Raw genomic sequence first — 20292 nt, 5'->3', positions numbered from 1 at the left:
CGAACGCCTCCCGGCTACGGCGTTCCATTCCGTTCCACTCAGTTCCATTGTCGGGACGAATATCGACCGCGCGGCCCCGCCACCAGGCAATACGCATAATTGTCCGCGCCATAAAGAATATGCGCCCTTTTACCTGTCCCGGGACCGTGCGCATACCCTCTAATTGCGGCACATCCCCTTCAGAGAGGTGTGCACCACACATGAGAAAGATTCTGTCCATCCTGGCGTTGGCCGCGACCATGGCCGGTGTTCAAGCGGTCTTCGCCTTACCGTCCCGCGCGGACACGTTGGCGGCCCTCTTCGGTAACAACCTCCAAGTGGTGGCGGCCCAGGGCAAGGTGAACAACATCACCGTCTCCACCGACGCCTCCGGCAACGTACTGGTCTCCGACACCGGCGACGTGGTCCGCGCCGACGGCGGCGCCTGCTCGCAGGTCACGGCCAACCAGGTACGGTGCCAGGGCGTCATCGTCATCCGGATCTTCGCCGGCGACCTGGACGACACCATCACCAACAACTCCGCGGTGACCACGCAGCAGTTCGGCGAGGCCGGCCGGGACACCCTCAGGGGCGGCAGCGCGGGCGACACCCTCTCCGGCGGCCTGGGCGACGACACCGCGTTCGGCAACGGCGGTGACGACATCTATCAGGCCGACAGCATCGATGGCCGGGACAGCTTCTCCGGCGGTCCCGGATCGGACCTGGCGGCGTACAACAACCGGGGCGCCGCCCAGACCATCACCCTGGACGGGGTGGCCAACGACGGCACGGCCGGCGAGGGCGACAACGTCGGCGGCGACGTGGAGCGGGTGTTCGGCGGCGCGGGCGCCGACCGGATCACCGGCAACGCCGCGGCCAACGAGATCCGGGGCGGCAACGGCGACGACGTCATCAGCACCGTCGACGGGATCGGCGGCAACGACACCATCAGCGCCGACGGCGGCACCGACACGTGCGACTCCGACAGAGGCGACACCGAGCTCAACTGCGAGATCTGACGAAAGGTGCCCGGGCGGCGCGGTCACACCGCCGCCGCCTGGGCACTCGGGTCAGGTGGTCGGGCTGAAGGAGCCGTCGCCAGGTCAGGCGGTCGGCTTGAAGGAGCTGTCGCCGCGGAACAGCGTCGTGTCCTCTGCCTTGTCCAGGCGGAGGGCATCATCGCGGTGGCGGACGAACCGACCGGGGTAGTTGGCCGACTCCAGCCGCACCGAGCCGTCCACCGTGCCCTGGCGAGCGTGGAAGGTCGCGTCACGCTTGAACAGCGCGGTGCCGTCGTTGATGTCGAATCGGACCAGGAAGTCCTTGTGCCGCAGGTATCGGCCCGCGGAGTCGACGAAGGAGTATCCCTTGGCGTCGGACAGGCCGGGCACGATGCGCAGCGCGAGCGCGGTCGCCCCGATGTGGCCCACGGCACCCGCGGCCTGGATGTACGCCTTCGGGCGATTGACCGACTGGAAGGCCCGCGAGACGCCCGTCGGCAGCAGCCCGCCCCCGCCCGCGGCCGTGGCCCTGGTGAAGGTCAGCGTGCCGAAGCCGAGGTTGTCATACTTGCTGCCGCCGTAGTCCCCGCCTCCCCCTTCGGGGGCGAGCCGCTTGCCGTACGCCTCGATGTGGGGCACCGGCAGGCCCCGGCGGACCCCGTAGTGGTTGTAGAGCACCGCCCAGACCGGGTCGTTCATGCCGCGCCCCGCCGCGCTGACCTCCGTCTGCTCACGGGGTGCGCAGTTCTGTCCGGTCCCCCACTTGTACGTGGTGAACGGCACGCTCTCGCCGAGGTTGTATTTGGCGAAATACTGGGCGCCCTTCATGAACCGGTCGTCGGCGTAGCCGTACAGGTCGATGCCCTGGTTCCAGGCCATCTCGCACAGCACGCCCATCAGCCCGATGCCCAGGCTGGCATGGCCCTGGTCGCGGCCGCTCTCCTGCCACTGGCCGAGGCCGCCGGGGTGGAGGAACGGCACCGCGTTCATGATGGCGCCGTTGCCCTTGCCGTGCTTGAAGTACTCCACGGCCTGGTCGACCTTGGCCTGGTCGTCGCAGAGAATGCCGATGGCCAGGATGGAGGCCATGGCGCACAGGTCCCAGTTGGCCCAGTAGTTGGTGATGCAGGCGTCGTTGTGCCCCCGCAGGAACCGGTCGTTCAGCGGGTAGAAGACGGTGAGCATCATCTTCTTGAAGCGGTCGAGGTCGAAACCCGGGTAGCCGCGCATGATCTCGCCGACGTTGGCCAGTTGCCAGCCCTGGATGCCCGCCGCGAGGAAACGGTCGGCGTTGCCCGTCACCGCCTTCAGCGCGGCCGACCAGGCGTTGAGGATGTCGCGGGCGGCGTCGCCGTGGGCCTTGTCGCCGCTGATCTTCCAGCGCAGCGCGTTCTGGTAGGCGGCGGCCACGTCGATGGCGAGCTGCACGTGGTTCGCCCCCGTACCGCCTCTGACGACCGTCTCCACCGGGCGAGCCTTCCAGGTGCTCTTGGAGCGGCTGTTGGCCACCAGCTTGTCCCAGCCCGCCTTCCACGGCTGGGCTCCGGCGTTCACCTGGGCCCGCATCCGGTCGAAATCCGGCTGCGTGTGCAGCATGCCGGGGTGCCTGAGCGCCGCGGCCGAGGCGCCGGCGGGCAGGGCGGGGAGTACGGCGGCGCCCGCGCCCACGGTCACGGCCGCCTTCAGCAGGCTCCGGCGGGAGGGCTGCGTGGTCATGGAAGTCCTTTCCCAGGGGTCACTCTTGTCACAGGAGACGGAGCCGCCTGCCGCTGATAACAGAAATTTCAGGATGAGACCCGACTGCGCTGGGGCACCGTCGCGGGGTCGGCGGGCCGCGCCCTGGTGACGTACTGCGGGACGGGGGCACGGTCGTCACCGGTGTCGCGAGTCAGGCCGTAACGGACGATTCCCCTGGCGGGGTCGAGCCCGGTGGAGATGTCCCGCCAGACCTCGCTCCAGGTCCGGGGCGCCACGTTGAGGTCGATGTCCGTGCCGCTCTCGTTGTTGTGGATGGTGACCCGGCCGTCCAGGTAGTAGAACTCGTTCTGCCACATCTGCTGCTGACCGGGAGGCAGCCGGACGAAGCCGGTCTCGGGAGCGCCCATCCAGGTGACGCCCGGCGCCTGCTCGTCGTCCATCCGCCGCCCACCGCCAGACGCGACGTGGAACAGTTTGCCCTTCAGCCCGGTCCAGGTGGCGGCCCGGAAGTCGCCGAGCCGGCTGCGGTAGAGGATGCCCCAGCGGACCTCGAAGTAGCCCTTGCCGGTGATGGTGATGTAGTCGCCCCGGTGCGTTATCTGGGGGGCGCCGCCATACCTCGAGTAGCCGTGTTTCCCGCCGATGGCCAGCGTGCCCGCGGCGCGCCGGGGCAGCGGGGCGGGACGCCGAGCCTTGGGCGGCGCCTGGTCCACCGTGTCGACGGTGCGCCCGTACAGGCCCGCCGGACGGCTCCGCGTCGGCGTCGGCTTCGGCGTCGGCTTCGGTGTCGGCTTCGACTTCCGCAAGGGGCGCGGGGAGGAGGCGGAGACGGAGGTCGCGATCACCGGCGCGGCCTGCCGGGGCGGCGGCTCGGGCTGGAGGTTCTGGACGATCACCGCACCACCGGCGATCAGCGCGGTGCCGACCGCCGCGATCGCGACGGGCTTGGCCGCCAGCGAGGAACCCACCGCGCCGGCCGCCACCTTCCCCTTCGCCACCAGGCCGCCCTTCAGCACTGGTACGGCTGCCGTCCGCGCCATCTCCAGCAGGCCCACCGCGAACCCCGCCGGGACGGCCACCAGGCCCAGCCCCGCCAGCAGCCGGTCGGCCGGAACCAGGTCTGACAGACGATCCGCGCAGATCCGGCACTCGCGTACATGCCGCGACAGCCGCTTGCGCCACAGGGGTGACGGCGTGCCCGTCCAGCCATCGGCCACGTACGCCAGCCCGGCGCAGGGGGGACGGGCCGAGAGGGCCCGCACCACCGCGCGGGCCGACTCCAGCCGCCGCTTGACCCGCTGCACGCGGACGGCCGCGTGTCTCTCCTTCAGGTCCAGGCCGGCTGCCAGCTCCGCCCGGGTGATCTCGTTCGCGGCCTCCAGCCACCACAGCGTGAGCACCTCACGGTCGTCGGCGTCGAGCCAGCGACTGGCCTCCACCGTCTCCTTGCGCTGCCCGGAAAGGCCGAGCCGGGTGACGGTGAGACCGGCGAAGTCGGCACTGGCGTCCGCCATGCCCAGCGCCTCGTCGAGGGCGGCGGTGTTGGTGGTGGCGGCGGCGGCCCGCCGCCACTCCCGCACCTGGTTCAGGGCGATGGCGACCAGCCAGGATCGGAAGCTCCTGGGATCGCGCAGTCCGGACAACCCGGTCACGACCCTGGCCATGGTCTCCTGCACGACGTCGTCCACGTCCGGGTGGCCGTTCATGGCGCGGCCGGCGATGTTGTACACGAGCTGCAGATGGCTCCTCACCAGCTCGTCGACCGCTCCGTGGTCGCCCGCCCCGGCCGCCAGCACCGTTTCGACCTCGTACGTCGAGCGCGCGTACATCCATCACCCCGATCCGGAACTCCGATGCTCCGACCAGGAGACGGGAACATCACCACTGAGATAACACAAAACACAAATTTGTCGCTTATATGCCTGTTGGTGGCGTGGTGCGCACGATGAGGTCGTGGACATGCGACGAGGTGAGTGGTGGTGTGGGTGCCGCCGGGCAGCGCTGTCGTGCTCGGACAGGAGCGTCGTGGGTCAGTTGCCGGCGCGGATGAGGCCGTGTTCGTAGGCGTACACGACGGCCTGGACGCGGTCGCGGAGGGCGAGTTTGGTGAGCATCCGGGCGACGTGGGTCTTGACGGTGGCTTCGCTGACGTACAGACGGGCCCCGATCTCCGCGTTGGACAGGCCGCGCGCGACCAGGTGCAGGACCTCGAGCTCGCGTGCGGTCAAGCTGGCGACCTGCGGTGGCGGCGGGAGTGGTGCGGGGGTGCGGGCGAACTCCTCGATCACCCGCCGGGTGACGGCCGGGTCGAGCAACCCCGCGCCGGAGGCGACGACGCGGATGGCGTGGACGAGGTCTTCCGGGGGCGCGTTCTTGAGCAGGAAGCCACTCGCCCCCGCCCGAAGCGCCTCGTAGACGTACGAGTCGATGTCGAACGTGGTCAGGACGATGACGCGGGTCGGCGGCGGGGTGTCGGCGAAGAGGCGTTGGGTGGCTTGGATGCCGTCCAGCCTGGGCATGCGGATGTCCATGAGTGTCACGTCCGGGCGGAGCCTGCGTGCTGCGGTCACCGCGCCGAGCCCGTCACCGGCCTCGCCCACCACCTGGATGTCGGGCTCCGCCGAGATGATCAGGCGCAGCCCGGCGCGGATCATCTGCTGGTCGTCGGCCAGAAGCACGCGGATCGTCATGAGCCCTGCCCGGACTGCCTGGACTGCCCGGACTGACCGGTCAGCCGGAGGACGGCGGTGACACGGTAGCCGCAGCCCGGCTGCGGACCGGCCTCCAGTGTCCCGTCGTAGAGCGCGACCCGTTCGCGCATCCCGACAAGTCCGTGGCCGCTCCAAGGCGTCGGCCCGTCGGCTGGTGGTGACCTGCCGTCCGTCCGTGCTGACCTGCCGTCAGTCCGTGGTGACCCACCGTCCGCCTGCGGTGGCCTGCCGTCGTCGAGGACATCGAGGCGTAGCGTCTTGTCGCCGTAGTGGATCACGCAGTCGATCCGGGTGGCGTCGGCATGCTTGCCCACGTTGGTGATTGCCTCCTGCAAGATCCGGTACGCCGACAGGTCGATGCTGGGCGGCAGCGGTAAGGGAGTGCCCTCAACCCGCAGCTCGGCCCTCAGGCCGCCCGCCCGGAGCGGTTCGAGCAGGTCACCGGCGTCGGCCAGCCGTGGCAGGGAGGTGTGCGACACGGGTGCGTCCGGTTCGCGGAGCAGGGCGAGGAGCCGGTGCATCTCGGTCAGCGCTTGACGCCCGGTCTGCTCGGCCACCAGGAGCGCCTCCCGCTCGGCCTGCTGTTCGGGCCGCAGGAGCCGGCGGATCCCGCCGACGTGCAGCGCCATCGCCGCCATGCTGTTGGCCACCACGTCGTGTAGCTCGCGGGCGATCCGGGCGCGCTCCTGGTTGACCGCGGCCGCCGCCTGCCAGTCGGCTTCGCGCTTGATCTGCGCGGCCCGCTGTTCGGACAGCTCGGCGCGGATTTGTCTGATGCTCACCGCGTGACCGGCCAGCCACACACCGGTCACGAACACACCCGCGTAGAGCAGGTCGGCGGGCGAGGGTCCCTTCTCGATCAGCACCGCCACCGCGGCCAGGCCCAGTGACACGGGCAGGACCGCCATGAGGTGCCGCGCGTGGAAGGCCGCCGAGAAGACCGCGATGACCAGGGCGAACAGCGTCGAGAAGCCGCTGTTGGAGTCCACGCCGAGCGAGGCCTGAACGATCTGGCCGCCGAACACGATCACCAGCACCACCGTCGGGGCCCGTCTGCTCCATGCCAGTGCCAGGCCCGTCACCAGCACGGTGGCGGCCACCGCCGGCCGGGAGCCGCCCACGACGGCGCCGGACCACACCTCCGCCTGGGCGAGGCCGGCGATGCCCAGCGCCAGGAGCACGTCGCGCCGGTGCGGCGATGCGGTAAGCCTGACCATGGGTTGACGATAAGCCTGCGGGGAGCTGCGGCGAGTCAGCCTGGGGGACGACGTTTTCAGGTGCTGCCGTCATCCCGTGGGCGGACCCGGATCGAGCCGTACTACTGACGACCGCGGTGGCGTCCCGGCAGGACATTGAGGCGTCGGCCGCCATCGAGGCGGTCGCGACCACGGGAGGGACATCATGTCCGCTTTCTCCGACGCCCGGCGTCTCCGCCGCATCGCGGCGGGGCTCAGCCTGATCGGGCTCGGCACGCTGCTGGTAGCCCAAGACCCACTCGACCCGACCGGCGGAACCGGTTTCTACGGCGCCGCGGTCGGCCGACCGGGACTGATGACCGCCTCGGCGCTGACACTGCTGGCATCGGCGGTGCTCACCGTGCCCGCGATCGGCGGCATCGTCCACCAGGCTCGCGACCGCGGCTCACTGCTCGCCCACCTGGGAGGACTGTGCACCCTGCTCGGCGCGCTGGGACACATGGGACTCGCCACGGTGTACCTCGTCATGCGGTCACTGGCCGGCGGCGATCCGGCGCAGATGCGGGCCTTCGAGGACAGGCTCAACGCCGACCCGGCGCTCGTGACCTTCTTCGTCCTGCTGACCAGCTTCGGCATCGGCATAGCGCTGCTGACCTGGGCGGCCTGGCGAGCCGGGCTGATCGGCTGGTGGGCCCCGGCGCTGATCACCGCCGTCGTGATCGTACACAACGTGTTACCCGATGACCCGCCGGCCGCGGTGGAGCTCGCCGCGCTCGGCGCGATCGCGGTGGTGTTCGGCCGGCTGGGCGTACGCACGCTCAGGCTGTCCGACACCGACTGGGACGTCACCGCCACGCCCGCACCACGGCCGGCCACGACGGCCCCCACCGTCCCCCGAACGTCCGAAGCCTGAGCGCCTTGGGCGAAGGAGGGCTCCCCGGGACAGTGACAACCGGGCACCCTTGGTTTCGGCCTGCGGCAAGGACACCGCGGAACCCGCTAATCTGCTGCTCGCGTGTCATCAGAACCGAGCGCTGGGCAGGGAGGACGATGACACAGAGAACCCCGCTGGATTGGCCCGAGGCGGAAGATCATCTCCCACCGGACTCGTGGGGGCGCAGACCCGCCCATGAGTCGTGGCTGCCGTGGTCGTTCGTCGGCCTGGTCGCGCTGCTGGTGGCGGGCCGGTTCCTGCTGGCGCCCTACCTCACGGCTCCTGTGCTGCAGACATGGGCCACCATCTTCGTGGCAGTGTGTGTGCAGGCGCTGCCGTTCCTGGTGTTCGGGGTGGCGTTGTCGGCGGCCATCACCGCGTTCGTGCCCGCCTCGTTCTGGACCAGGGCCCTGCCGCGTCAGACCTACGCGGCGGTGCCGGTGGCCGGGGTGGCGGGCGCGGTGCTGCCCGGGTGCGAATGCGCCTCGGTGCCGGTGGCCTCGGGGCTGATGGCGCGTGGTGTGGCGCCCGCCGCGGCGCTGGCGTTCCTGCTCGCCTCGCCGGCGATCAACCCGGTTGTGCTGGTGGCCACGGCGGTGGCCTTTCCCGGCGACCCGGCGATGGTGGTCGCGCGGTTCGGCGCCTCGCTGGCCGTGGCCGTGCTGGCCGGCTGGATCTGGGCGCGGTTCGGGCGCACCGAGTGGCTGCCGGTGCCCCGCCGTACCGCGGCGCCGGGGCATGGCAAGTGGGGCGCGTTCGTGGACGCGATGTGCCACGACCTGCTGCATACCGGCGGGTTCCTGGTCGTCGGCGGGCTGACCGCGGCGACGCTCAACGTGGTGGTCCCCCGCTCGTGGCTCACCTCCGTGGCCGGGATTCCAGTGCTGTCCGTGCTGGTGCTGGCGCTGCTGGCGGTGCTGTTGTCGATCTGCTCGGAGGCCGACGCGTTCGTGGCCGCCTCCCTGACCGCCTTCTCGCCCACGGCCAAGCTCGCCTTCCTGGTGGTGGGGCCGATGGTCGACCTGAAACTGATCGCGTTGCAGGCGGGTACGTTCGGGCGGCCCTTCGCCTGGCGCTTCGTGCCACTCACGCTGACGCTGGCGATCGGCGTCAGCTTCGTCACCGGATGGGTGCTGCTGTGAAACGCCAGACGCAGAGTCTGATGCTGCTGATCCTCGGCGGGGCGCTGCTGAACATCTCCGCCTTCTCCACTACGTACGTCAACTACGTCAAACCGGGTTTCCGGCCGTTACTCGTCGGAGCCGGGGTGGTGCTGGCGATCCTCGCCCTGGTGTCCCTGGTCAGGCAGTGGCGCGGGCAGGGTGATGGGCACGACCACGGTCACGACCACGGGTCACGGGTGGCGTGGCTGCTGGCCGTGCCGGTGTTCGCCATCGTGCTGATCGCACCTCCCGCGCTGGGCTCGTTCGCGGCAGGCGGCGAGGACGACGCGCCCGCGCCGCGCCCGCCCGCCCCCGCGGCCTTTCGTAAGCTCTCCGACGGCGCGCCCCAGCTGGCGCTCGGCGAGTTCATCGGGCGCGCCTACGACCCCGCCGGCACGTCGCTCGCGGGCCGGCAGGTCAAGCTGACCGGCTTCGTGGTGCCGTCGAAGAAGAAGAATCTCTGGTACGTCACCAGGATGCAGATGAGTTGCTGCGCCGCCGACGCCCTCGCCTTGAAGGTGGCGGTCCGGGGCGTACCGGCTCCGAGGGAGAACTCCTGGGTACAGGTCACCGGCTCATGGATCCCGTGGAAAGGCAAGATCCCCAACGGCTACGTAATCCCTGACATGACCGCTACCGACGTAGTGAAGATCGATCAGCCGGCCGAGCCGTACGAATAGCCAAATTGCCCGCCGGATTATGGCAACTCAGTGGGGTTCTCGGCCGGGTGATCGCTGGTTACACTCCGGTCGGTACCGAGCCGCCCCACCGGGCGACTCATACGGCTTGTCACCCACCGGGGAGGGTTCAGTGATCTCTCCGGTGTGCCTCGACGCAGGGTGACCTGACGCCTCCTTGGCGCGTGGTGAGTCCATGCAGCCTCGACGAGGAGGAACTTGTGTTATCCAGTCCCCGCTTATCCCGTGCGCGGCGGCTCGCGTCGGTGGTCATCGGCCTGAGCATGGTGGCGGTGATGAGCCCGGCAGCGGCGCGGGCCACCCCCACCCCCTCTCCCGCGAACGGGAAGTGGCAGGCCACCCCCGTCACCGGCGCCCAGCTCGTCGAGGGCGCCAAGTCCCCGACGGGCAAGCTCGCCAAGAGTGACCAGGCGCTGTTACGGACCACGTCGCCGGCGCCGATCAACATCATGGTCAAGCTGGACTACGACTCGCTCGCCGCCTATCGGGGCGGGCTGCCCGGTCTGCCGGGCACCAGTCCCGCCGTCACCGGCAAGGCACTCGACACCAGGAGTGCCGAGGCCAAGAAGTACGGCCAGCACATCGAGAGCGTGGAGAAGGCGTTCCTCGACCAGCTGGCCGGCAAGGTCCCAGGGGCCGTGGTGGGCCAGCGGGTCAGGACCGTCTATGGCGGCATCGCGCTCCGGATCCCGGGCAACAAGGCGGCCGAGGTGTTGAAGCTGCCCGGCGCCGTCGCCGTACAGGAGGACAAGCCCCAGCAGCTCCTCACCGACTCCAGCCCGGAGTTCATCGGCGCCAACACCATCTACAACCAGCTCGGGGGCAGCAACTCCGCGGGCAAGGGCGTGATCGTGGGCGTGCTGGACTCAGGCGCCTGGCCCGAGCACCCCCAGTTCGCCGCCCCGACCGGCCTGCCCGCGCCCGGTCCGACCAAGGACGGCACGCCCCGGGTCTGCGACTTCGGCGACAACCCGCTGACCCCGGCCAACGATCCCTTCACCTGCAACAACAAGCTGATCGGCGGGCAGCCGTTCCTGGAGACCTACAACGCGGTCTTCGGTGGCGAGGTCTACCCCGACAGCGCCCGTGACTCCAACGGGCACGGCACCCACACCGCCACCACGTCGGCCGGCGGCCCGGTGGCCGACGCGAACCCGATGGGGATCAGCCGCGGCCCGATCCACGGCATCGCGCCCGCCGCCGAGGTCTCGGTCTACAAGGTGTGCGGCGCGCAGGGCTGCTTCCCGTCCGACTCAGCGCAGGCGGTGGCACGTGCCATTCTGGACGGCGTCCGGGTCATCAACTTCTCGATCTCCGGTGGCTCCGACCCCTACAGCGACCCGGTCGAGCTGGCCTTCCTCGACGCGTACGCGGCGGGCGTGCTGGTCTCGGCGTCGGCGGGCAACTCGGGGCCCGGCGCCAACACCACCGACCACCGCAGCCCGTGGGTGACCACGGTGGCCGCGTCCACGCAGACCAGAACGTTCCAGTCCGCGATCACGCTGTCCGGCGGTGGCGCCACGGCGACGATCAAGGGCGCGTCCGTCACCTCCGGGCTCGCCTCGCCGCTGCCGGTGGTGCTGGCGTCCGCTCCGCCGTACTCCAACTCCTTGTGTGACACCCCGGCGCCGGCCGGGATCTTCACCGGGAAGATCGTCGCCTGCGAGCGCGGCCCGAACCGGGTGCTGAAGAGCTTCAACGTCAAGCAGGGCGGCGCGGCGGGGATGATCCTCTACAACGCCTTCCCGTTCGACGTCTTCACCGACGCCCACTGGGTCCCGTCGGTGCACGTCAACAAGCCCGAGACCGACGTACTCATGAGCTTCCTGTCCGCGCATCCGGGCGCGACGGCGTCGTTCACCCAGGGGGTCAAGGCCAGCTGGCAGGGCGACGTGATGACCTACTTCTCCTCGCGCGGTCCCGGCGGGGACTTCCTCAAGCCCGACGTCACCGGGCCCGGCCTGCACATCCTGGCGGGCATGACCCCGACTCCCGAGTCACCGCTCGAAGGGCCGCCCGGCAACCTGTACCAGGTCATCCAGGGCACGTCCATGTCGGCGCCGCACGTGACCGGCTCGGCCGCGCTCGTGTTCGCCCTGCATCCGACCTGGACACCGGGACAGGTGAAGTCGGCTCTGGAGACCACGGCCAAGACCGCGGTCACCAAGCAGGACCGCGTCACCCCCGCGGACCCGTTCGACATGGGCGGCGGGCGCATCGACCTGACCAAGGCCGGTGACCCCGGACTGACCCTGGACGAGAGCGCGGCCAACTTCATCGCCTCGGCCACCGACCCGCTCAACAGGATCGACCTCAACCTGCCCTCGGTGAACGCGCCGACCATGCCCGGTCTCATCACCGCCAAGCGCACGGTCACGAACACCACCAGCAAGTCGCTCACCTTCTCCGCCTCGGCCACGACCGTCAGCGGCGCCAACATCACGGTGCTGCCGGCGCGCTTCACCGTCGCACCGGGCAAGAGCACGAAGCTGACGGTGGTCATCACCGCGCCGGACCTGCCCGACGGGCAGTACTTCGGCCAGGTGAACCTCAAGCAGGTCGGCGGCTCGCGGGCACTGCACCTGCCGGTGGCCTTCTTCCGCCAGGAAGGCATCGTGCCGGTCGACCAGACCTGCGCGCCGGCCACCATCCCGAGGAACACCGGTGAGTCCACCTGCACGGTCACCGTGCAGAACAACAGCCTGTCCAGCACCGAGGTGACCGCGCTGAGCACACTCGACGCACGCCTGCGGCTGAACAGCGTGACCGGGGCCACCAAGATCGGGACCCAGATCGCGACGGCCAAGGCGACACTGCCCGGCCGCCAGCCCGACAAGCCGACCATCGCGCCGGGTGCGGGTCCTGCCGGATATCTTCCGCTGGACGCCTTCGGCATCACACCGACGCCGATCGGGGACGAGCAGGCGCTGAACTTCACGGTGCCCGCCTTTACCTTCGCCGGTAAGACCTACACCAGGATCGGCGTGGTCTCCAACGGCTACAGCGTCGCCGGCGGAACCAACGGCGCCGACGACATCGCCTTCCTCCCGCAGACACTGCCCGACCCGGCGCGGCCGAACGCCGTGCTCGCCTCCTACTGGACCGACCTCGACGGCACCGGCGCCCCCGGCGTCTTCGCCGGGACGCTGACCGACGGCGTCAGCCGCTGGCTGGTGCTGGAATGGCGGGTCCACACCTTCGGTACGAGCAGCCTCAAGGTGTTCCAGCAGTGGATCGGGCTCAACGGCGTGGAGGACATCAGCTACGCCTACGACCCGGCCAACCTGCCGGGCGACGCCCCCGCGGGCGCGGGACTGACCGTGGGCGCGGAGAACGACGAGGGTACGGCGGGCGACCAGATCTCCGGGCCGCCCACCCAGGACCTCGTGGTCACGAGCACACCCGGCGCGCCCGGCGGTGCCCTGACCTACTCGATGAAGATCAAGGGGGTCAGCCCGGGCGTCGGCAACGTGACGACGGCCACCTCGACCCCGCAGGTCAAGGGGATCACCGTCGAAGTGGACAAGATCACCGTCCAGTGATCCGGTAGCGCCGCGGGCGGCTCGCCCGCCCGCGGCGTCACCGCCCGAGGCGTCACCCTCCGGTGGTCCTATCGGTCATATCGGGTAGCGAACGGCCGCGGATCCGCTCAGGAGGCCTGCCTCAGACGGGCCTGGCCTCAAGGAGGCTCGCTCCCGCACCCAGCTCGATGACCTCCGCCAACTCCAGGTCGGCCTGCTCGAACAGTGTCGCGTACTCCTCCCGGCTGCGCTCAAGGCCGCCGTTGAAGATGGCCAGCATGCGCAGATCGAGATCCTTGCCCAGATGCGGCGCCTCGTCGTCGGGCAGTGCCACCTCCAGCACCAGCACCCGCCCGCCGGGGTTCATCGCGCGGCGGACATTGCGCAGAATCCGCAGGGCGTCGCCGTCGTCCCAGTTGTGCAGGATGCTCGCCAGTAGATAGGCGTCCGCGCCCGCCGGAACCGAGGCGAAGAAGTCGCCGGCCACGACCTCGTACCGATCGGCCAGGCCCTCGGTGGCCAGCAGGTTCCTGGCCCGGGCCGCCACCTGGTCGAGATCGAAGAGGATGCCGCGCATGCCCGGATTGGCGTGCAGGACCGTGGCCATAATGTGGCCACTGCCCCCGGCGACGTCCACCATGGTCTCGATGCCCGCGAAGTCGTACCGCTTGACCAGGCCGTCCGTGAACGTGATCGCCCTGGTGGCCATGTAGTCGTCGAATATGCGGCCCACATCAGGATTTTTCGCCAGATGCTCGTACAACTTCCCGTACTTCGCGACGAATGCTGAGCTGCCCTGGCGCACCGTGTCCGGCAGCTTGCCCATCGCGTACCAGAAGCCTTCCTCGCCCAGCGCGCGGATCGAGGAACGGATCGAGCCGGGGACGTCGGAGCGGAGCGTGGTGCCCATGTCGGTCAGGCCGTAGATGTCGGCGCCGACTGTGTGGACGACCCCCATGCTCGCCAGCTCACGCAGGACCCGGCGGAGCGAGGGGGCGTGCGCCCCGCACCTCTTGGCCAGTTCATCGGTGTCGAGCGGGCCGTCCGCCAAATGGTCGGCGACGCCCAGCTCCGCCATGGTCAACAAAGCCGCGAATCGCGAAATTTCGGAAACAGATCTCCAGAGGAGGCTGTCAGAGTGTGGCATGTGTCCCTTCCAAAAGGTTCCAAGGGGTTCCAAGAGAGGTCATGGCGTCTGGGTGGCCTGCCTGTGCCAGACCAGCACCCGGCGCTCCGCCACCACGAAAAGCGCGTTCACGATGAAGCCGAGCATCCCCAGCAGCGCGATCGTCGCCCACACCGCGGGTGTGTCGAAGCTGCGCTGTGCCGTCAGCAGCTGGTAGCCGATGCCGTCCGTGCTGCCGAACACCTCAGAGATCACCATGAGGATCAGCGCGAGCGACAGGCTCAGCCGCAGGCCCGCGAAGATCTTGGGTGAGGCGGCGGGGATGACGATCCGGCCCAGGCGCTGCGCCCTCGACAGCCCGAAGACGGTGGCGGTCTCGGTGTAGGTCCGGTCCACCGACCTGGCCCCGTCCATCGAGTTGAGCAGCACCGGCCAGATCACACCGGACACGATCACGGCGAGCTGTATCCGCAGGCCCGCCTGGAACAACACGATGAACAGCGGCAGCAGCAACGGCGGCGGAATGGCACGGCCGAACTCGATCAGCACGCTCACGTAGTCGGTCGCCACCCGCGAGCGCCCCAGGAGCACTCCCAGCACCACTCCGATGAGCGAGGCCAGGATCCACCCGGAGAACATGCGTCCCAGGCTGGGCAGGATGTTGCCCAAGGCGTCGTCTGTGAGGAACAGCCGGGCGGCCGGGCCGGAGAACCACAGCTCGTACATGCGGGAGACGATCGTGGTGGGCGGCGGGAAGTCCGTGTCCTCGAGCCGCCGCGCGACGAGCTCCCAGAAGACGATGACGGCGAGGATCACCCAGGACCTGGCGAGCGACTTCACGACACCGCCCCCGTCCGCACCAGGCGCCAGCGGAACAGGCGGCGCTCCGCCGCCTGTAACGCCACGTTGGCCAGCAGGCCGAACGCGCCGGCCCAGAACGTGGCCGCCATGATGAGGTCGGTCCTGTTCCCGCTTCCCGCCTGGACCACGAAGACCCCCAGGCCCGCGACGCCTCCGGCGAGCAGCTCGGCGCTGACGGCGATGATCAGCGCGATCCCGGCGGCGATCCGGATGCCGGTGGCGACGAAGGGCGCGGCACTGGGCAGGCTCACCCTGCCGAGCACGGCCAGCCTCCCGAATCCGAAGCTGCGCAGGGACTCCTTGGCCAGCGGGTCGACGTCGTGCATGCCGTACAACGTGTTGATCAGTATCGGCCAGACGGACGCGTAGACGATGACGGAGACCTTCATCAGCTCGTCCTCCGGGATCAGCAGGATCGCCAGCGGAATGATCGCGACAGAGGGGATGGGTCGCAGGAACTCCAGCAGCGGCCGGAGGGCGCGCTCCATCGGGGTCAGCGCGCCGAGCAGGACGCCCGCCGGGACGGCCACCGCCACCGCGACCAGCAGGCCGAGCGCCCAGTTCGTGAGCGTCGTGAGCGCTCCCGTCAGGAAGTCTCGGTCGGCCAGGAGGAGCACCGCCTCGTACAGGATGGCCGAAGGCGGCGGGAAGACCAGGTCGCGGCTCAGCCCGAACCGGATGACCAGCTCGCCGACGGCGAGAAAGCCCGCGGCGCCCACGACGCCGCGGAGCAGTTGTGCACGGGTCATCCGCTCGACGGTGCCGCGATGATCGACTTCACGTCGAAAGCACTGGTGAGGTACTTGTAGTCGAGCATGAGATCGGCCACTTTCTGCAGTCGGGTGGCGCTCAGCTCGCTCGGAAAAGTGCCCAGCGTGATGACCGAGGCGGTCTTCGCGTCGATCTTCGTGTACGTGGGCAGTATCGCTTCGATCTCCTTGCGGTTACTCGACGCGAGACTCTGAGCCTTGCCGATCGCCCGTTGGAAGGCGGCCAGCGTCTTCGGGTTCTTCTTCGCCCACTCGTCGGTGGCCATCCAGCCCGCGATCGGCAGGTCCTCGGTCTCGCCCGTCATGGTGTCGGCCAGCTTGCGGAAGCCCAGCTTGCTCTGGTTGGCGGTGATGAACGGCTCGGTGATCCAGCAGGCGTCAGCCTGCCCGCTGGTAATCGCGTTGCCCATGTCGGGGAACGGCTTCTCGGCGAACTTGACGTCGTTCTCGGTAAGTCCCGCCACCTTGAGTTGCGTAGTCACAGCCAGCGTGGCGATGTTCCGGAGATTGTTGACCAGGACGGTCTTTCCCTTGAGGTCAGCGACCGTTTTGATCGGTGAATCCTTCGGAACCATGATGTTGAAGGTGTTCGGACCGGCCTGGTACGCGTCCGCGACCAGCTTGAGCTTCTCACCCTTACTGACGGCCAGGAAGGTCGAGGCGTAGTTGGTTTGAGAGATGTCCAGTGCGCCGCTCTTGACCTGCGGAATCGCCGCCGCTCCGCCAGTGATGGTGACCGGCTGGACCGTCAGGCCCTCTTCCTTGAAAAAGCCCTTGGCGTTGGCGATATAGAGCGACACAGCGTCAGGAATCGGTAGCGCACCGACCTTGATGGTGGTCTTCTCCAAGCCGTTGCTATTGGCCGACGCGCCAGGAGAGTCGCTGTTCCCACCACAGGCGGTAAGGGTGAGAGCGACTGCGGCGCCGAGAAAAAGGGCGCGACAGCGCAGTGTGCGGGTCATCGGGGGGTCTCCTACCAGGGGAAGCAGCGTCTGGCGATCCGACATCGAGAACGCCGAGCGTGAAGCGTAGCGGAGGGAAGATCAAACCTGAAGCGCCATGCCACGCATATCCAAATATTTCAATGAAACGCAATATATGTGGAGATATAGACTCTATGTACTTAGAGTACTGTTGATGATCACATGCCCGGATTGGCATGATTTTTCAGATATATGCACTGTAATGTAAAATATGATTAAAGTATCAACAAAAAAATATCGCGTTGGACCCGTTGAAACTTCCGAGGAGTTGGCTAACCTCTCGACTTCGTGATCAACTTGCCTGCACTAACTCGACAGTGTGACGAATTCCGTGACGAATTCCCTGTAGCAGGCCACGCGAGAGGTTGCCACCAGTGAGGACAACGACGACCAAACACGGACGCGTCGGGGCCCCCGCTCTGCCGGGACATTCAGTAGCGAATTCGAAGTCAACCGACTCGGCGCCCGCCCGCGGTAGCGCAATGGCCTTGCGCAATTGGCGGGTGCGAACCCGCCTCATTTCTCTCATTGCCATTCCCACCCTGGTAGCCGTTATGCTGGGCGGGCTACGCGTCGCCACCTCGATCAGCAGCGCACAGCAGTATCAGCACATCAGCAACGTGAGTTCCCTCGTCGCGCAACTCGGCGAGCTGTCCCGCGAGATGGCCCTCGAACGTGACCTCTCGGCGCAGTTCGTCGCCTCCAACAGGGCATCGGCCGAGAAGGAGCAGCTCGCGGCCCAGCAGGGGATCGTGAACGCCAGCGTGGCGCGCACGAACGCGGCCGCCGCGACGGCCGAGGACTCGCTGTCCGATCTCGGCCGCAGGAAGCTGGCCACCATACGCACCAGGCTGACCCAGCTCGCCTCGCTGCGAGCCACCGTGGCCGGCACACTGCTGCCGCCGCTCCCGACGATGGAGAAGTATTCCGAGGCCATCGCCGAGATGCTGCAACTCTACGACGAGGTCACACAGGGCTCGACAGACGAGCAGCTCATCTCCACGACCGCGGCCCTGCGAGCCATCGCCCGCTATGAGGAGGAGACCTCCAAACTGCGAGGCCTGCTGATGATCGCGCTGGTCAGAGGGTCGTTCGAAGAACCCGAGTACAAAGCGTTCCTCGATGCCCGCTCCAGGCGTGAGAGCGAACGCACCTCGTTCCGCACCGTGGCCACCGTCGCCCAGCGGCAGTTCTTCGACAACACGGTCGCCAGCGTGAAGGTCGGCCGGGGCGAGTTCTACATGAACAGGGCCGTGTTCCTCACCAACACGGGCCTGTCCCTGCGGCGGCTCGACACCTCGACCACCGACGACGTCGCCCGCTGGTTCGAGTCCATCAGCGACACCGTCGACAGCGCGCACACCGTGCAGAAGGCGATGTCGCAGCAGGTCGCCACCATCAGCGCCGACGTCCAGGGCAACGACCAGTACGTGGCCGGGCTCAACATCGCCCTCGTCATCACCCTGATCATCCTGGTCCTCGCCGTCACCGCCGTCATGGCCCGCTCGCTCGTCCGGCCGCTCAGGCGGTTGCGCGGAGACGCGCTCAAGGTCGCCGGCCAAACGCTGCCTGAGCTCGTTCGGCAGCTCCGCACCAGCGAGGTCAGCGCGGACGATGCCCAGGTGCCGCCGATCGCCATCTCGTCGACGGACGAGATCGGTGAAGTCGCGCGGGCGTTCGACGAGGTACACCGGGAAGCCGTCCGGCTGGCCGGTGAGGAGTCCCGACTCCGAAGCAACGTCAACGCGATGTTCGTCAACCTCTCGCGCAGAAGCCAGACGCTGGTCGAGCGGCAGATCACCCTCATCGACGGGCTGGAGCAGGGCGAGCAGGACGAGAGCCGGTTGGCGAACCTGTTCAAGCTGGACCACCTGGCCACCCGTATGCGCCGTAACAGCGAGAACCTGCTGGTCCTCGCCGGTCAGGACCCGCCGCGCCGCTGGAGCCAGCCGGTCAAGCTGGTCGACGTGGCCCGCGCCTCCCTGTCGGAGGTCGAGAACTACGAGCGGGTCGTCCTGCAGGTGCCCGACGGCGTTGCCGTCGCCGGTCAGGCCGTCAACGACGTCATCCACCTGCTGGCCGAGCTGGTGGAGAACGCGCTGTCGTTCTCGCCCCGCGAGACTCGCGTGACGGTCTCCGGCAGCCGCATTGACGGAGGCGGCGTGATGGTGTCGATCACCGACTCCGGCATCGGCATGACCCAGGACGAACTGGCCCAGGCCAACGACCGCCTTACCAACGCGCCCATCGTGGACGTCTCGGTGTCGCGCCGCATGGGCCTGTTCGTGGTCGCCAGGCTGGCGCACCGGCACGGCATCCGCGTACAGCTGCGCCCGCACGGCTCCGGCGGTCTCACCGCCATGGTGCTGATTCCGGAGGCGCTGCTGGGCATGCCTTCGCCCGCCTACGCCGGCATGCCCGTCGGGGGCCGCGAGGAGGCCTATTCCACGCCGCCGCCGTTGCCGGCGGCCACGTACCAGATGGGCCCGGGACACCCGTCGTATCCCTCCAATCCTCCGGGCTCGGCAGGCGCCTGGCCCTCGCCGCCCCCGCGGCCTGCCGAGACCGGTCGGCCGGCCGTGCCGCGCGCGAGCTTCGGCTCCTACGACACCGGCGACATCTGGACGCCGTCGAGAACGCCGGTCGGCTGGTCCGGCGATAACGACCCGCCGAAATGGCCCACTGGCGACCAGCCGCCGAGCAGGAGCCTCGGCGACCGCGTGGACGGCCCGGCGCGGGCCGGATACGACTTCCCCGAGACCGAGTCGGCCGCCACCGGCCCGATCCCGGCCGTGCGGCCGGCCTCCGGGGGTGATGAGTACCTGCCGATCTACGAGTCGATCGAGTCGGCCTGGTTCGAGCGTGGTGAAAGCGGCGCGAACTGGAGTTCCGCCCAGGCGGATGCCGGCTGGCACGCCGCGGCGGCCGCGGTCGAGCCGGTACGTGACGGCGCGACGGCCGCCGGGCTGCCCAGACGGGTGCCCAAGGCCAACCTCGTGCCGGGTTCGGCCGGCGCGTCCACCGCGCCGAAGGACGTCCCGCCGGCGCCGCCGATCTCACCCGACCGGGCGCGCAACCGCCTGGCGAGTTTCCAGAAGGGCCTCCGGGCCGCGCGCGAGGACATCAGTCAGGGCAGGGCCCCTTCTACTGGCCCCATGAACAGGGAACTGGGTGCATGAACGACCTGACTTACGTGGGGCATGGGCTCGACTGGCTGGTCACTGAATTCGTCAGCACCGTCCCAGGCGTCGCCCACGCGATCGTCGTCTCATCCGATGGACTGCCCCTCGCGGTCTCGGCGGCCTTTCCCGCCGACCGGGCCGAGCAACTGGCCACGATCGCCGCGGGGCTGGTGAGTTTGACGCTGGGAGCGGCCAGGGTCTTCGAGGCCGGCACCGTCACCCAGTCCGTGGTGGAGATGCAGCATGGGCTGCTGCTGACGATGTCGATCAGCGACGGCTCATGCCTGGCCGTTCTCGTCGCGCCTGACTGCGACATGGCGCTCGTGGCGTACCACATGACGCTCATGGTGGAACGGGCCGGCCAGGTGCTGACCCCCGCCGTACGCGCACACCTACGTACCAGCCTGACCAGGTGATTTCCGAAACTTTCAAGAATCCGAGCCTGGGTTAAGCAGATTCCCCAGGTCAC

15 protein-coding genes are annotated in these 20292 nt (G+C 68.8%); 7 read left to right on the top strand and 8 right to left on the bottom strand.

Annotation, left to right across the window (positions count from 1 at the left end):
• Nucleotides 1–200: 200 nt before the first annotated feature.
• Entirely contained in the window at nt 201–998 is a 798-nt protein-coding gene (locus AB0C30_RS10460) for a hypothetical protein (RefSeq protein WP_357941807.1), read from the top strand.
• An 84-nt stretch (nt 999–1082) separates the two neighbouring features.
• Here the strand turns inward: AB0C30_RS10460 and AB0C30_RS10455 are convergent, their stop codons facing one another.
• The 4 genes from AB0C30_RS10455 to AB0C30_RS10440 all read right to left on the bottom strand — a co-directional run bounded on the left by AB0C30_RS10455 (nt 1083) and on the right by AB0C30_RS10440 (nt 6606).
• Nucleotides 1083–2696, bottom strand: a complete 1614-nt coding sequence (locus AB0C30_RS10455; protein WP_357941805.1) for an AbfB domain-containing protein — start codon at nt 2694–2696, stop codon at nt 1083–1085.
• A gap of 68 nt (nt 2697–2764) precedes the next feature.
• On the bottom strand, nt 2765–4507 hold the full coding sequence (locus tag AB0C30_RS10450) for a sigma-70 family RNA polymerase sigma factor (protein WP_357941803.1): 1743 nt from the start codon (nt 4505–4507) through the stop codon (nt 2765–2767).
• A 201-nt stretch (nt 4508–4708) separates the two neighbouring features.
• The gene (locus AB0C30_RS10445) at nt 4709–5368 is read right to left on the bottom strand and encodes a response regulator transcription factor (RefSeq protein ID WP_357941801.1); all 660 of its coding nucleotides are present in this window, start codon (nt 5366–5368) and stop codon (nt 4709–4711) included.
• Complete coding sequence (locus AB0C30_RS10440; protein WP_357941799.1) at nt 5365–6606, bottom strand: histidine kinase; 1242 nt, start codon at nt 6604–6606, stop codon at nt 5365–5367. Before AB0C30_RS10440 ends, AB0C30_RS10445 begins: the two co-directional genes overlap by 4 nt.
• 184 nt (nt 6607–6790) lie before the next feature.
• On the opposite strand from AB0C30_RS10440, the gene AB0C30_RS10435 reads away from it, so the two are divergent.
• The 4 genes from AB0C30_RS10435 (at nt 6791) to AB0C30_RS10420 (ending at nt 12922) form a co-directional block, all read left to right on the top strand.
• The gene (locus AB0C30_RS10435) at nt 6791–7498 is read left to right on the top strand and encodes a hypothetical protein (RefSeq protein ID WP_357941797.1); all 708 of its coding nucleotides are present in this window, start codon (nt 6791–6793) and stop codon (nt 7496–7498) included.
• Nucleotides 7499–7635: 137 nt separating this feature from the next.
• Entirely contained in the window at nt 7636–8661 is a 1026-nt protein-coding gene (locus tag AB0C30_RS10430) for a permease (RefSeq protein WP_357941795.1), read from the top strand.
• Nucleotides 8658–9362: a TIGR03943 family protein gene (locus AB0C30_RS10425; protein WP_357941793.1), complete on the top strand. Its 705-nt coding sequence runs from the start codon at nt 8658–8660 to the stop codon at nt 9360–9362. Before AB0C30_RS10430 ends, AB0C30_RS10425 begins: the two co-directional genes overlap by 4 nt.
• A 218-nt stretch (nt 9363–9580) precedes the next feature.
• The gene (locus AB0C30_RS10420; protein ID WP_357941791.1) at nt 9581–12922 is read left to right on the top strand and encodes a S8 family serine peptidase; all 3342 of its coding nucleotides are present in this window, start codon (nt 9581–9583) and stop codon (nt 12920–12922) included.
• 121 nt (nt 12923–13043) lie between these two features.
• Here the strand turns inward: AB0C30_RS10420 and AB0C30_RS10415 are convergent, their stop codons facing one another.
• The 4 genes from AB0C30_RS10415 to AB0C30_RS10400 all read right to left on the bottom strand — a co-directional run bounded on the left by AB0C30_RS10415 (nt 13044) and on the right by AB0C30_RS10400 (nt 16620).
• On the bottom strand, nt 13044–13979 hold the full coding sequence (locus AB0C30_RS10415; RefSeq protein WP_357941789.1) for a methyltransferase: 936 nt from the start codon (nt 13977–13979) through the stop codon (nt 13044–13046).
• Between the two features lie 108 nt (nt 13980–14087).
• The gene (locus AB0C30_RS10410; RefSeq protein WP_357941787.1) at nt 14088–14867 is read right to left on the bottom strand and encodes an ABC transporter permease; all 780 of its coding nucleotides are present in this window, start codon (nt 14865–14867) and stop codon (nt 14088–14090) included.
• A complete protein-coding gene (locus tag AB0C30_RS10405) occupies nt 14864–15637 on the bottom strand; it encodes an ABC transporter permease subunit (protein WP_357941785.1) in 774 nt (257 codons plus the stop codon). The genes AB0C30_RS10410 and AB0C30_RS10405 overlap by 4 nt, the downstream gene beginning before the upstream one ends.
• Entirely contained in the window at nt 15634–16620 is a 987-nt protein-coding gene (locus tag AB0C30_RS10400; protein WP_357941783.1) for an ABC transporter substrate-binding protein, read from the bottom strand. The genes AB0C30_RS10405 and AB0C30_RS10400 overlap by 4 nt, the downstream gene beginning before the upstream one ends.
• A gap of 575 nt (nt 16621–17195) precedes the next feature.
• On the opposite strand from AB0C30_RS10400, the gene AB0C30_RS10395 reads away from it, so the two are divergent.
• Nucleotides 17196–19820: a nitrate- and nitrite sensing domain-containing protein gene (locus AB0C30_RS10395; RefSeq protein ID WP_357941782.1), complete on the top strand. Its 2625-nt coding sequence runs from the start codon at nt 17196–17198 to the stop codon at nt 19818–19820.
• On the top strand, nt 19817–20239 hold the full coding sequence (locus AB0C30_RS10390) for a roadblock/LC7 domain-containing protein (RefSeq protein ID WP_357941780.1): 423 nt from the start codon (nt 19817–19819) through the stop codon (nt 20237–20239). Before AB0C30_RS10395 ends, AB0C30_RS10390 begins: the two co-directional genes overlap by 4 nt.
• Nucleotides 20240–20292: the final 53 nt, after the last annotated feature.

The sequence above is a fragment of the Nonomuraea sp. NPDC048901 genome, assembly GCF_040649695.1.
Lineage (GTDB): Bacteria > Actinomycetota > Actinomycetes > Streptosporangiales > Streptosporangiaceae > Nonomuraea.
The sequence above is the reverse complement of the archived record's forward strand: the minus strand, read 5'-3'. Positions and strand labels throughout refer to the sequence as shown.